General features: G+C 67.6%; 11 protein-coding genes and 1 riboswitch. Of the genes, 6 read left to right on the top strand and 5 right to left on the bottom strand.

Going from position 1 to position 12,676, the window contains the following annotated elements:
- Window positions 1-5: 5 nt before the first annotated feature.
- Window positions 6-1,331 (bottom strand): acyl-CoA dehydrogenase family protein, encoded by a 1,326-nt coding sequence (locus AC5RW2_RS25475; protein WP_493964099.1) that lies wholly within the window; start codon window positions 1,329-1,331, stop codon window positions 6-8.
- A 65-nt stretch (window positions 1,332-1,396) separates the two neighbouring features.
- Window positions 1,397-2,635, bottom strand: coding sequence for an acyl-CoA dehydrogenase family protein (locus AC5RW2_RS25470; protein ID WP_493964098.1), 1,239 nt, complete (start codon window positions 2,633-2,635; stop codon window positions 1,397-1,399).
- Window positions 2,636-2,707: 72 nt separating this feature from the next.
- Window positions 2,708-2,823, bottom strand: a riboswitch (SAM riboswitch).
- 286 nt (window positions 2,824-3,109) lie between these two features.
- Here AC5RW2_RS25470 and AC5RW2_RS25465 point away from each other — a divergent pair.
- Window positions 3,110-4,066 carry a zinc-binding dehydrogenase gene (locus AC5RW2_RS25465; RefSeq protein WP_493964097.1) on the top strand — a complete coding sequence of 319 codons (957 nt, stop codon included), beginning with the start codon at window positions 3,110-3,112 and terminating at the stop codon, window positions 4,064-4,066.
- Window positions 4,067-4,172: 106 nt separating this feature from the next.
- On the opposite strand, the gene AC5RW2_RS25460 is transcribed toward AC5RW2_RS25465, so the two are convergent.
- Together AC5RW2_RS25460 and AC5RW2_RS25455 are read right to left on the bottom strand one after the other, a co-directional pair.
- A complete protein-coding gene (locus tag AC5RW2_RS25460) occupies window positions 4,173-4,589 on the bottom strand; it encodes a CoA-binding protein (protein ID WP_493964096.1) in 417 nt (138 codons plus the stop codon).
- A 221-nt stretch (window positions 4,590-4,810) separates the two neighbouring features.
- Window positions 4,811-6,124 carry an alpha/beta hydrolase gene (locus AC5RW2_RS25455; RefSeq protein WP_493964095.1) on the bottom strand — a complete coding sequence of 438 codons (1,314 nt, stop codon included), beginning with the start codon at window positions 6,122-6,124 and terminating at the stop codon, window positions 4,811-4,813.
- Between the two features lie 120 nt (window positions 6,125-6,244).
- On the opposite strand from AC5RW2_RS25455, the gene AC5RW2_RS25450 reads away from it, so the two are divergent.
- On the top strand, window positions 6,245-6,787 hold the full coding sequence (locus AC5RW2_RS25450) for a helix-turn-helix domain-containing protein (protein ID WP_493964094.1): 543 nt from the start codon (window positions 6,245-6,247) through the stop codon (window positions 6,785-6,787).
- A 165-nt stretch (window positions 6,788-6,952) separates the two neighbouring features.
- Here the strand turns inward: AC5RW2_RS25450 and AC5RW2_RS25445 are convergent, their stop codons facing one another.
- A complete protein-coding gene (locus AC5RW2_RS25445) occupies window positions 6,953-7,321 on the bottom strand; it encodes a VOC family protein (protein ID WP_493964093.1) in 369 nt (122 codons plus the stop codon).
- 325 nt (window positions 7,322-7,646) lie between these two features.
- Between AC5RW2_RS25445 and AC5RW2_RS25440 the strand changes: the two genes are divergently transcribed.
- From AC5RW2_RS25440 to acs, 4 genes are all read left to right on the top strand, one after another.
- Complete coding sequence (locus AC5RW2_RS25440) at window positions 7,647-8,498, top strand: ABC transporter ATP-binding protein (protein WP_493964092.1); 852 nt, start codon at window positions 7,647-7,649, stop codon at window positions 8,496-8,498.
- Between the two features lie 95 nt (window positions 8,499-8,593).
- Window positions 8,594-9,637, top strand: a complete 1,044-nt coding sequence (locus AC5RW2_RS25435; protein ID WP_493964091.1) for an aliphatic sulfonate ABC transporter substrate-binding protein — start codon at window positions 8,594-8,596, stop codon at window positions 9,635-9,637.
- On the top strand, window positions 9,637-10,560 hold the full coding sequence (locus AC5RW2_RS25430; protein WP_493964090.1) for an ABC transporter permease: 924 nt from the start codon (window positions 9,637-9,639) through the stop codon (window positions 10,558-10,560). Before AC5RW2_RS25435 ends, AC5RW2_RS25430 begins: the two co-directional genes overlap by 1 nt.
- Window positions 10,536-12,599, top strand: coding sequence for an acetate--CoA ligase (gene acs / locus AC5RW2_RS25425; RefSeq protein ID WP_493964089.1), 2,064 nt, complete (start codon window positions 10,536-10,538; stop codon window positions 12,597-12,599). The genes AC5RW2_RS25430 and acs overlap by 25 nt, the downstream gene beginning before the upstream one ends.
- Window positions 12,600-12,676 lie beyond the last annotated feature (77 nt).

The raw sequence follows: 12,676 nt of genomic DNA, 5'->3' as shown, positions 1-12,676 counted from the left end.
TCTTCTTAGACGGCCGCGGAACGGGCGACGGGGCTGTGTGGCAGGTGGGCGGCGTTGGCGACGGGGCTGTGTGGCTGGCGGGCGGCGTCGGCGTTGGCCTCGCCGATGGTCCAGACGAACGGTGGTTCGGTGGCGTTGACTTCCCAATCGCCCACGATCCGGGCCTTGTAGATGTACGGGTTGTGCGTGGCGAGCGTGCGGGCATTGCGCCAGTGCCGGTCCAGCGCCTTGCCGGTGCTGGTGGAGGAGGCGCCGAGGGTGTTGAACAGTTCGCCAGCCGCCTCCGGCACCGACGTGCTGAGCACAATCTGTGCCTGGCCGGATTCCAGTTCAACGGCGATGTTGGCCGCCTTCTCCACATCGGCGGTTTCCTGTCGCGATGCGAAGACGCGGTCCAGCGCACGGGCCACGCTCAGGGTGGTTGCCTTGGCGGCGTAGGCCTTGGCGCTGATGCCGCCAACCACTTGCAGGATCTGCGCGTCGTGCCGGACCAGCGGCGCGTTGCCGTGGCCGAACACCCGCTTGCGTTCCCGCACGTTCGCGGCGGCGTCGGTGGAGGCCGCCTGCGCGATGCCGGCCAGGGCCACCAGCAGGATGTGCTGGTAGAGCGCCGTCTGGTACGGGAAGCGGTCCGCGAACGCTGACACATTCACCGGGTCCACCTCGGCTTCGGTAAAAAGCGTGGTGCCGCTGCCGGTCAGGCGCTGGCCGAAGCCGTCCCAGTCGTCATAGGTTTCCACGCCGGCTGTCTTGGTGGAGATGATCACCGAGACATCCGAGCCGTCGGGCCGCTTCGCGGTGACGTCGATCCAGTCGGCGAAGATGGTGCCCGTGGTGTAGAACTTGCGGCCGTTCAGCACCAGCCTGCCGCCGGACTCGGTGAGCACCGTGGCGGTTCCGCCGGCGCCCGGTTCGGTCCACGCGTTCCCGGCCAGCTGACCGGAGGCGAAGCGCTGCAGCCAGACGCTGCGGTCCCCGCTGCGGCCGTGGTGGTACAGGTGCTCCTCCACCAGTGCTATGTGCGAGCGCAGCGCCTGCGGGATGTTGCTGTCCGCAGCGGCCAGCTCGATCAGCAGTTCTGTGAACTCTTCCCAGTCCAGCCCGTCGCCGCCGAGTTCGGCGGGGATCCGGGCGGCGCCAAAACCGGCGCCTTTCAGCCAGCCGATCTGTTCAAACGGCAGCTCGCGGGCCAGTTCGCGGTCGAGTGCTCCTGCGGCGATGCGCTGGAAAATGGGCCGGTACTTCGCGGCCGCCGCTTCGAAGGCCGGCGTTGCGTGGACGGAAGGGGCGGCGTGGAAGGCTGTCGTTGCGTGGTCAAGGGTTTCAGTCATAGTGGTGCTCCTGGGTCTCTGCCATGCACGGCCGAGGTCGGGACGGGTAGGGCTGTTTGCGCGGATCAGGTGTAGAGCGAGATCGGCTGGACTTCGCCCAGCAGGAAGTTGGCGCCGACCTCGACCTTCTTGTAGTCCACCGGGTCGTGCAGCGTGTGCGTGCGGACATTGCGCCAGAAGATGTCCAGCCCCACCTCGGTTTTCGCGGAGGAGGAACCGGTCACTTCGAAAATGCGGTTGGCCACCTCCACGCCCGCCTCGGTGGAGACGACTTTGAGCCGGGCGATCTCGATCTCGATGCCAGCGCGTGCCTCGGCCGTGAGGTCCCCGCCGGCGGCGATGGCGGCGTCGAAGCGCTCGTTGGTCCGGTCCGCCAGCGCTTCCACGGCTGCCACGCGGGACGCTAGTTCCCCGTAGACCCGCTGGGTCAGCGGATCCTGGGCGTAGGTTTCGGCGCTGCTGAGAAACCAGGAGTTCTTGCGCGCCACGGTGATCTGGCGTCCGCGTTCCAGCGCACCCTGCGCGATGCCCAGGTAGAGGTTGCCGAAGGCCAGCTGGATGTAGGGCGTCACCAGGCTAGAGAATGGCTCCTCCCCCACTTCGCCGATGATGTCAGCGGAGGTGACCAGCACGCCGTCGTACTTCACGGAGCCGCTCGCGGAGAGGCGCTGGCCCAGCGCGTCCCAGTCGCCGAGGAAGGAAATCCCCGCGCGGTCGTGTTCCAGGGCCAAGGCCAGGAACTTGCCTTGGTCGGGACCGGCCGTGATCGCGGCGTTGACCAGGATCGCGTCGCCCACCGACGCTCCGGTGGAGAAGTGCTTGACGCCGTCCAGCCGGTAGCCGTTGCCGTCGGGAACCAGTTCCAGGTTCGGGTCCACCGGGTTGACCGAGTCGCCCCAGGACCAGCGGCCCTGGGCCGAGCGGCGGAGCAGTCGTTCTTGGACCTGCGGGTTGCCGTAGAAGACCACGGCGCCAAGGTTGGCGTAGTGGTAGGCCAGGATCTGCGCGATCGAGGCATCCGTCCGGGCCAGGATCCGCACCGCGTGCAGCGCGGTTTCCCAGTGGCCGCCCTCGCCGCCCCACTCGCTGGGGATGATCAGGTTGACCAGGCCGGAACTGCGCAGCAGTTCCACTTCGGCCTGCGGGTCCGCGTTCCGGCGGTCGCGCTCCAGCACGTCCGCGCTCAGCACGGCGGCCACGCCCTCGGCGATCCGCTGCCAGTGCGCGAGCTCTTCGCGGCTGGCGTGTCCGGTCCACGGGGAACGGCGGGTCTGCTGGTTTTCTTCAATGACGACGGCGGTCATGGCGCCTCCTTGGGGTGGGGCTCCCGCCTGCGGCGCGCAGCAACCGTCACGGTCGACGACGCAGCCTGGCAGGGGCCGTACTTGCCGGGCACCGGATCTGTGCGCGGCCGGATCCTCATCTGGGGCACCCCACTACGGAAGAGGGTTGCCGCCCAACCAGCCAGAGCTTGTCGTTGGGACTCTTGATCTTGGGGAAGAGTCTGCCGGGCCGAATCCGGCGCTGTGAAGCATGTGACGGGCCATGACGTACCGCTGCTGATTGTTACGGAGAAGGTCTTATAACGACGGCGGCCGCTCGCCCCAGCCGGCTCCGCGGAGTGCTCCAGCCAGGCCGGCGTTTTCAGCCGGATGCGCGCTCCCAACGGACTACCCCTACTGGCCAGACAGTGACGGGACTACGGTGGAGTTGCACTGCCAATATCGGCCAAGCCGGGGCGGGCACCGTCCAGGCGGTCGGCGCACGGAAGGTTCATCATGAAGGCATGGCAATTTGTCGGAACGAACAAGCCGCTGGAGCTTAACGAGGTTGAGGAGCCGCACGCTGGCCCCGGCGAGGTGGTTGTCGACGTCAAGGCCTCCGGTGTCTGTCACTCGGACGTCACGACGCTCGATGATGCAGGATGGATGGCGCTGTTTCAGCACGGCCTTCCCCGCACCATGGGCCACGAATCCGCCGGCGTTATCAGTGAGGTCGGCGAGGGCATGGACCATTGGAAGGTTGGCGACCGTGTGGGCCTCTCTCCGGTGATGTCAGACGGGGACGCGCTGGGTTACGGCAAGTGGGATGGAGGCTTCGCCGCCAAGCTTCGCGCGACCGACGACAATCTCGTTGCCCTGCCCGATGAAGTGCCGTTCGATCTCGGCGCGATGGCGACCGATGCCGGCCTAACCGCCTACCATGCCATGATGGCGGTCGGCGGTGCCAAGGAGGGCATGAAGGTCGGTGTCATCGGCCTCGGCGGCCTCGGCTACATCGGCGCACGCTCCGCTGCATTGGTCGGCGCCGAGGTGTACGGCGCCGAGGTCAACCCGGAAACCCAGAAGCTGGCCGACGAGATTGGATTGGCCGGCGTCGCCGCCTCGATCGATGAGTTCAAGGACAAGAACCTGGAACTCATCGTTGACTACGCCGGTTTCGGCACCACCACCTCGGCCGCTATCGAGACCCTCGGCGAGTTCGGCACCCTGGTCCAGGTCGGCATGGGGCGGCTGGAATCGACCATCAACACCTACCCGATCATCATCAACCAGCTCACCATCAGGGGCTCGAAGTCCGGCACCAAGGAGGATCTGGCCGGCATCTACGAACTCATGAAAACCGGTCAGCTCAACCCACCGATGAACCACATCAAGCATGCCGACATCCCTGGCGCGATCGACAAGCTTCGCGCCGGAGGTGTCGTCGGCCGTTTTATCGCGATGTACGAATAATCGCGCTGACGGATAACGCAGTGACTCCCTGCGTTCCGGCCGCCCACCCGAAGGGCCGGCCACCCGCCGAAATCGGCTTGGGATGACGCCGTCTTGCCAGCGGCAGCTACAGACCGAAGTGCGGGGCTTCGATGGCCGGGCAGGTGTCCATGACGACGTCGAGGCCTGCCGCCTTGGCCCGCTCCGCGGCGGCTTCGTCGACGACGCCCAGTTGAAGCCAGACCGCCTTCGCGCCGATTTCAATGGCTTGGTCCACCACCGGGCCCACTTTCTGCGAGTTGACGAAGCAGTCCACCACGTCAATCTCCCCCGGAATGTCTGCAAGCTTGCGGTAGCCGGTCAGGCCGTGGACGTCCTCGCCCTTCAGATTGACCGGAACCACCTCCATGTCCAGCTGGTCCATCAGGTATCGGGAGATGCGCATCGCGACCCGGTGCGGGTTCGTGGACAGGCCGACGACGGCCCAGCGGGCAGGCGTGCTCAGCAGGCGGCTGACCACTTCGGGATCATTCTGGTGTGCCATGGCGCCACCCTACCCATCAGTTCCCTCTACCGGTACCTTCGCCACCGGGTCTCCCGCCAGCATCCCGAATCGAGGAAGCAGATAACGCCCTTAAACCGCGGTTTAAGGGCGTTATCTGCAAAGTCGATGGTTCTGGGGTGCCGGCTCAGTGGGTCCGTTGACAGCGGATGGGTCCGCGGGGCAGGGGCTAGCGGGCCTGTGGCATCGGCTGGCCGGGGCGGTCAGGATGCGCTGCCGGTACCAGCCTTTTCAGCGGCGGCGGCGTCTGCATGCTCTGCCACCCAGTTGCCCACTAACTCCAGCAGTTCCGCATCCACGGGCTCGCGGATCTGCCGTTTGTAGTCGGACAAGGACGGAGCCTTCGGATCCCGGCGCAGCAGGTGCGAGAGGTCCTCGATTGTCCGCGTGGTCACCGGGCCGGGCACGGTGGCCGCGATGATGTCCAGGTCCTCCGGGTCCACCTGGACGTCCTTGGTGCCGGTGATGGCCAGCACCGGCACCTGCAAACGCGCCAGATACGGAACCGGGTCGAAGTCGATGAACTCCCGCTGCCAGAGCGCGTTGATCTTGCGTCCCTGCATCCGCACCACGTCCTTGGTGGTGGTCCGGATTTTCTCCACCGACGTGGCCTGAATGGTGACCATGTCCTTCCGCAGGACTTTCAACAGAATGCGCACGAACGCCGGCAGCGCATCACCGATCTGGGCCGCCTGCCACCTGCCGGTCTCAAAGCCGGTGTGCGCCGAGGTGGAGAGCAGCACGGCTCCGTCCAGCCGGGTGCCGGGGTCCGCTGCCACGGCGGCAGCGTGGTAGCCGCCTTCGCTGTGGCCGACCAGGAAAACCGGCAGGCCGGCCGCTTTTTGGGCGACCATCCAGCGCAGGGCGGCAGCGGCGTCGTCGGTGTTCTGCCGGAAGCCGGCCGCCAGGAAGGTGCCATCCGAGGCGCCGGTGCCCCGCTTGTCGTAGCGCAGCGAGGCGATGCCATGGTCGGCGAGCTCGCGGGCCAGGTCGCGGCTGATGCCCAGCGGCATCCGCTTGTGGTCGGCGTTGCGGTCAACGGGACCGGAGCCGGGCAGGATCAGCGCCGCTCCGCGAACCGTTCCGGCCGGTTTGGCCCAGGTTCCCACCAACTGCACGGTCCCGGAGGAGAAGCGGACCTCTTCCTCGGTGACTTGCTGCTCGGCAGGCAGGCCCGCAGCCCCGCGGATCTGCGCCGCGACGTCCTCGGCGTCCGGCAGCGAGACGACGACGCGGGCGTACTTCTGGCCGGACAAGTCCAGCTGGACGGCGGGAGTCCCCTGGCGGGCGACGGCCAGGGTCTTGCCGCGGCCGCGCCATGTTCCAATCCGCGTCCGGCCCGGAATCGCCAAACCGGGAGAACGCAGTCCGTGCACGCCGTCGAATGCATCCGCCAGCAGCTCTACCGAAGTGACGGCCGAGAGCGGGAACGCCTGATTTCCGATCAGCCCAGCCAACTTCTCCATCCGGTCCAACTCCAGCAGAACCTCATTGTTCCCTACCCGTATAGCCGCCATTGCGCCTCCCTTCGGATCGTTATTGCTTGTCAGTAAGTCGGTTCGAGTCCGGCACCTGCGCCGGACAAGAATCATTATTCTCAGTTGTGCGAACAATGTCAACTATGAGAATATGGAGCTATGTCCCCTTCGCCGAGCGCCGATCTGATCCTGCACCCGGTGCGGCTGCGCATTGTGCAGTCGCTGCTGGGCGGGCGTGAACTGACCACAGCGGAGATCTCCGCCGAACTCCCGGACATCCCCACCGCGACGCTCTACCGGCACATCGGCACGCTGGCCAAGGCCGGAGTGCTGATGGTCGCCCAGGAGCGGCCGGTCCGCGGCACCACGGAGCGCACCTATCGGCTGGACGCCGCCAAGAGTTCGGTGAGCGGCGACGACCTGGCTTCCATGACCGCGGACGATCACCGGCGCGGCTTCATGGCATTCGCTGCCGGACTGCTGGAGGCCTTTGACCAGTACACCGGCCGAGGGGACCTGGATCTCCTCCGTGACGGTGCCGGCTACCGGCAGACCGCACTCTGGATGACGGACGAAGAGCTGGCGGAGTTCAGCGCCGCCATCCGGGCGGCCGCAGAGAAGGCAGTGGCGAACGGCCCCGGTGAAGGCCGGCACCGCCGCCTGTTCTCCACGGTCCTGATCCCCGCGGATCCGCCCGACTGACAGCCGCAGTACGACGCCGGTGCCTCCTTAATGCGCAAGGAGCCTCTGGCAGCACTACCGGAAGCACGACGCCGGCGCCTGCTATCGCCTCAAGCAGGCGAGGCCAGCACCCCTCACCGCCTCCCAGCAGGCGACGCCGGTGCCCCAAAAGGGACCGGCCGGTGGCTACCCGGCACCCCAGCAGAAGCAGAACGGGTGGCCGGCGGGGTCCGCGTAGACCTGGAATCCGGACTCAGCCGCGGCGTCGTCGGCAGGTTTCAGCAGTTTGGCGCCGAGCGACGTTGCCAGTTCATGGGCCTCGGCCAAGTCATCTATGTAGAGGTCCAGATGGATCTGCTGCGGCGCCCCGTCGGGCCATTCCGGCGGGGTGTGGTCGGGCGCCAACTGGAACGCCAGCAGCGGCTCGCCGCCCACGGAAACGGTATGCCAGTCGTCCTCGGCCTTGACCGTACCGTCCAGCAGGCCCGCCCAGAAGCTGCTCTCCGCGTCCAGGTCGGCGGCGTCGAACACGATGATCTGACGGTTGATTTTCATGCGGCCATCCTGCCATCGGCATAGACCAGCGTCTACGGATTCGCGTGCTTCGGCAACCGGCGGGGGCCGATCTTTGTGCCGTGCTTTGTTACGCCGCTTTATTACGGGCCGTTTGCCGCGGATGCCGGCAGTGCCGTTTAGTTAGTCTTGACCATCCCGAGCGGCCGAGAGACCTGGATCGACGACGCCGCAGCAACCCTGGTCACCGGAAGCCATCCCAGACTGCCGGTGATAACGAGGTGACAAGCCACGGGTACGGCCGGCGGAAGCCGGACGCACGGCTTGGACCGTAGGGTGCTACTGCCAGGATCGATGGAGTGATCCCATGACTGCAGTACTGTCGTCGTCCCGCCACGCGGCTCCCGCCTCCGCTTCCGCTGAACCTTCAGCGGCTTCCGGTTCCGGCTCGGCCCTTGCGGTTTCCTTCCGCGGCCTGAACCGCACCTTCGGTACCGGCGCGAACGCCCACACCGTGCTGCGTGACGTGAACTTCGACGTCCGCCCCGGCGAAGTGCTGGCCATCCTGGGCCCGTCCGGCTGCGGCAAGTCCACCTTGCTCCGCGCCACCGCGGGCCTCGACGCGCCCAGCGCCGGCAGCGTGGACATTGACGGCACCCCGGTTCAGGGCATCGATTCCCGTTGCGCCGTCGCGTTCCAGGAACCGCGGCTGCTGCCGTGGCACACCCTGCAGGCCAACGTCGCCATCGGCCTGCCCAAGACTTCCAGCGCCAAACAGGGCAAGTCCAAGGTCGCCCGCTTGCTGGAACTGGTGGGCCTGGACACCTTCGCCAAGCACCGCCCGCGCGAAGTCTCCGGCGGCATGGCGCAGCGGGCCTCGCTGGCCCGCGCCTTGGCCCGCAACCCGGGGGTACTCCTGCTGGACGAACCGTTCGGCGCGCTGGACGCGCTGACCCGGATCAAGATGCAGGATTTGCTGCTGGACATCCACGCGGCCGAACCCACCACGGTGCTGCTGGTAACCCACGATGTGGACGAAGCCCTGCAGTTGGCGGACCGGATCATCCTGCTGGGCAAGGAAGAAGGCCGCGAGCACGACGGCGCCACGATTGTGCGCACCGTTGACGTTCCCGGCAGCCGCCCGCGGGACCGCGGTTCCGTGGAGCTGGCCCGAATGCGTCGCTCACTGCTCGAAAGCCTCGGCGTCGACGGCCACTAGGCCACCACCTTTAGCACTTCCCGGGCCGTCCGTGCCCAAAACCACCCGTAACCGTGGAGCTTCTCCTGTTCCGCGCGCCGTTCGAAGGGACCACCATGTCTATTGCCCGCCGCCTCTCCCGCCGCTCGATCCTGGCCGCGGCCGCCGTCGCCGCCACCGCCTCGCTGGCCCTGACCGGCTGTGTTGCCGGTGAAAAATCCGAAGCCACCGCAGCCGAGGGCACCGGCGACGGCGTGCTCAACATCGACTTCGCCACCTACAACCCGCTGAGCCTGATCATCAAGGAAAAGGGCTGGCTGGAGGCCACCTTGGCCGACGACGGCGTCGAGGTGAACTGGCTGCAGTCGGCCGGTTCCAACAAGGCCAACGAGGCACTGCGCTCGGGCGCCGTCGACGTCGGTTCCACCGCCGGTTCCGCCGCGCTGCTGGCCCGCGCCAACGGTTCGCCGATCAAGACCATCAGCCTCTACTCGCAGCCGGAATGGGCCGCACTGGTCTCGCTGCCCGACTCCGGCATCGACTCCGTCGAGGACCTCAAGGGCAAGTCCGTGGCGGCAACCAAGGGCACCGACCCCTACTTCTTCCTGCTGCAGTCACTGGAAGAAGCCGGCCTCTCCACTGACGACGTCACCGTGGAGAACCTGCAGCACGCGGACGGCTTGACCGCGCTGAAGCAGGGTTCGGTCGACGCCTGGTCGGGTCTGGACCCGATCATGGCCGGTGCCGAGAAGGACGGCGCTGAGCTGTTCTACCGGAACCTGGACTTCAACACCTACGGCTTCCTGAACGCCACCGAGTCCTTCCTGGAGGAAGAGCCGGAGCTCGCCCAGGCCGTGGTGAACGCCTACGAGAAGGCCCGCGCCTGGGCCGCCGAAAACCCGGAGGAAACCGCTCAGATCCTGGCCGACGTCGCCGGCCTGGACCTCGAAGTCGCCACCAAGGTGATCACCGAGCGCAGCAACCTGGACGTGGAAGCGGCTCCGGGCGAGAAGCAGCGCGCCGTGCTGGAGAAGGTCGGCCCGGCGTTCGTCGAGACCGGTGATGTGAAGAACCAGGCCGCCATTGACGACGCCTTGGCCACCCTGCTGGACGACTCGCTGGTGAAGAAGGCCGATCCGTCGGCCATCAAGGAATCCTGATGACGCACCTCGGCCATCCCGGCGCAACAGGCAACAGCGTTTACGCCACCAGTCAGGAAGGCCTGGCAGCCTCCGGCGTCCTCAAGACGGCAGCGGCAGACCGGCCGCACCAGGCCGGCCCCGCGCCGGACAGGCGCCCGGCCAGCGGTCCCTCAGCGGCCGGGGTTCTGGGCAACGGCTGGACCCGCCTGCTGCTGGGCCTGCTGCTGCCGGCTGCCGTGCTTGCAGCCTGGCAGTGGAGCACCTCGGCCGGGCTGTTCAGCTCCGTCCAGCTGCCGGCGCCCGGGGCGGTCATCGAGGCCGCGGTTGACCTGATCCAGCGCGGCGAACTGGCCCAGCATGTGGCCATCTCCACCCAGCGCGTCCTGCTCGGTTTCGCCTTCGGCGCCGCCCTGGGCCTGGTCTTCGGCGCGCTGATCGGCCTGTCCAAGGTTGCCGATGTGCTGCTCTCCCCCACCATTGGCGCACTGCGTGCCGTGCCGTCGCTGGCCTGGGTCCCGCTGCTGATCCTGTGGATGAAGATCGGCGAGGACTCCAAGGTCACGCTGATCATGATCGGCGCGTTCTTCCCGGTGTTCACCACGGTCTCGCTGGCGCTGCGCCACGTGGACAAGAACCTGGTTGAAGCCGGCCGCGCCTTCGGGCTGAAGGGCGTCAAACTGCTGACCACCGTGCAGCTGCCGGCCGTAGTCCCGGCCGTGTTCTCCGGCCTGCGGCTGGCGCTGGCGCAGGCCTGGCTGTTCCTGGTGGCGGCAGAACTGATCGCTTCCTCCATGGGTCTGGGCTTCCTGCTCACGGACTCGCAGAACAACGGCCGCACCGACCGGCTGCTGCTGGCCATCGTCCTGCTGGCCATCATCGGCAAAATCACCGACGCGCTCCTAGGAGTTGCGGAGAAATGGGCAGTCAAGAGATGGGCATAGAAGTAGCCGAAACCGCCGCCTGCCGGACCACCGCCGGAGGCACCGACGTCGTGCTTGAAGAGGGCCAGGCACCATACCGCGACCAGGTCACCGCATGGCCCGAACCGCAGACCGAGGCCGAGCGGATTGCGTTCTGGGAACGTGCCGCCAGCCGGCTGCAGTGGGCCGAGCCGTGGCATACCGCGCACTCGGCCACCCCGGTGGACACCGAGGCGCGGCGCGGTCCGGAACTGCGCTGGTTCGACGGCGGCAAGCTCAACGCCGCGGTCAACTGCGCGGACCGGCACGTGGCCGCCGGCCTGGGCGATAAGGTGGCGCTGCACTTCGAGGGCGAACCCGGCGACCGCCGCACGGTGACCTACCGCGAGCTGCAGGAACTGGTCTCGCAGGCCGCCAACGCGCTGCTGGCGCTGGGCATCGGCAAGGGTGACCGGGTGGTCATCTACCTGCCGGTGCTGGTGGAGACGATCGTCATCACGTTGGCGTGCGCGCGGATCGGCGCCGTGCATTCGCTGGTGTTCGGCGGCTTCTCCGCGGAGGCGCTGAAGTTCCGGGTGGAGGACACCCGCGCCAAGCTGCTGGTCACCACCGACGGCCAGTACCGCCGCGGCACCGCCGTCCCGGTCAAGGCCAACGCGGACGAGGCCGTCTCCGGCGAGAACGCGATCGAGCACGTGCTGGTGATCAACCGGACCGGCCACACGGACATCAACTGGGTGGAAGGCCGCGACGTCTGGTGGCACGACGTGGTGGAGTCGCAGCCGCGCGAGCATCAGGCGGAGGCGTTCGACGCCGAGACGCCGCTGTTCATCATGTACACCTCCGGCACCACCGGCCAGCCCAAGGGCCTGGTCCACACCACCGGCGGGTATCTGACGCAGGCCTCGTTCAGCCACTCGTACCTGTTCAGCAACCCGGACCCGGAGGCGCGCGCCGACGACGTGCACTGGTGCACCGCGGACCTGGCCTGGGTCACCGCCCACACCTACGAGATCTACGGGCCGCTGAGCAACGGCGTCAGCCAGGTGATCTACGAGGGCGTGCCAAACGCCCCGCACCCCGGCCGGCACTTCGAGGTCATCCAGCGCTACGGCGTGACCAGCTACTACACCGCGCCCACGCTGGTCCGGTCGCTGATGGGCTGGTTCCCGGACGGCATCCCCGCCGAGTACGACCTGTCCTCCATCCGGCTGGCCGGCACCGTGGGCGAGGCGGTGAACCCGGAGGCGTGGCGCTGGCTGCGCAGTCAGGTGGGCCGCGATTCGCTGGTTGCTGGGGACCCGTCGTCGGGCATTCCCATGGTGGACACCTGGTGGCAGTCCGAAACCGGTGCCACCGTGCTCTCGCCGCGGCAGACGGATGGGACCTTCAAGCCCGGCTGCGCCACCCGCGCGCTGCCGGGGCTGGCCACCGACATTGTGGACGACGCCGGTGCCCGGGTGGGTGCCGAACAGCAGGGCAACATTGTGGTCACCAAGACCGGGCCGTCGATGGCCCGGACCGTGTGGGGAAACCCGGAGCGCTACTTCAGCTCCTACTGGGAGAAGTACGCGGCGCAGGGCTGGTTCCTGGCCGGCGACGGCGCCCGGTTCGACGCCGAGGGCGACACCTGGATCCTGGGCCGGACCGACGACGTCATCAACATCTCGGGCCACCGGCTGTCCACGATCGAGATCGAATCCGCGCTGGTCTCGCACCCGGCCGTGGTGGAAGCCGGGGTGTGCCCGACGTACGACGCGAAAACCGGACACGCGGCGACCGCTTTTGTGGTGCCGCTGGATAAGTCCTTGATCGGGGACGCTGCGGGGTCGGCGCAGGCCGCCGCCGTGAAGGCGTTGCGGGAGCACGTGGCCGCGCAGATCGGGCCGATTGCCAAGCCGCGGGACGTGGTGTTTGTGCCGGACGTGCCCAAGACCAGGAGTGGCAAGATCATGCGCCGGCTGCTGACCCAGTTGTTCGAGGGGACGACATTGGGCGACACCACCTCGCTGCAGAACGAGCCGTGCATCGCCGAGATTCAGGCCATCTGCCAGGGGTAAGGTCGGCCAAGTCCGTTGTCGCGCGGGCCGGGCCAGTCCACTCGGCCGCGGGCGGCGGGGCTCCAGGCGGCGCGACC

This window comes from Arthrobacter sp. B0316-1-20, assembly GCF_059091865.1.
This window is presented reverse-complemented; position numbering and strand designations above follow the sequence as displayed.

Excerpts from the sequence above, each read along its gene's own strand:
- AC5RW2_RS25475 (WP_493964099.1), bottom strand. The coding sequence starts at position 1,331 with ATGACTGAAACCCTTGACCACGCAACGACAGCCTTCCACGCCGCCCCT.
- AC5RW2_RS25470 (WP_493964098.1), bottom strand. The coding sequence starts at position 2,635 with ATGACCGCCGTCGTCATTGAAGAAAACCAGCAGACCCGCCGTTCCCCG.
- AC5RW2_RS25465 (WP_493964097.1), top strand. The coding sequence starts at position 3,110 with ATGAAGGCATGGCAATTTGTCGGAACGAACAAGCCGCTGGAGCTTAAC.
- AC5RW2_RS25460 (WP_493964096.1), bottom strand. The coding sequence starts at position 4,589 with ATGGCACACCAGAATGATCCCGAAGTGGTCAGCCGCCTGCTGAGCACG.
- AC5RW2_RS25455 (WP_493964095.1), bottom strand. The coding sequence starts at position 6,124 with ATGGCGGCTATACGGGTAGGGAACAATGAGGTTCTGCTGGAGTTGGAC.
- AC5RW2_RS25450 (WP_493964094.1), top strand. The coding sequence starts at position 6,245 with ATGTCCCCTTCGCCGAGCGCCGATCTGATCCTGCACCCGGTGCGGCTG.
- AC5RW2_RS25445 (WP_493964093.1), bottom strand. The coding sequence starts at position 7,321 with ATGAAAATCAACCGTCAGATCATCGTGTTCGACGCCGCCGACCTGGAC.
- AC5RW2_RS25440 (WP_493964092.1), top strand. The coding sequence starts at position 7,647 with ATGACTGCAGTACTGTCGTCGTCCCGCCACGCGGCTCCCGCCTCCGCT.
- AC5RW2_RS25435 (WP_493964091.1), top strand. The coding sequence starts at position 8,594 with ATGTCTATTGCCCGCCGCCTCTCCCGCCGCTCGATCCTGGCCGCGGCC.
- AC5RW2_RS25430 (WP_493964090.1), top strand. The coding sequence starts at position 9,637 with ATGACGCACCTCGGCCATCCCGGCGCAACAGGCAACAGCGTTTACGCC.
- acs (WP_493964089.1), top strand. The coding sequence starts at position 10,536 with ATGGGCAGTCAAGAGATGGGCATAGAAGTAGCCGAAACCGCCGCCTGC.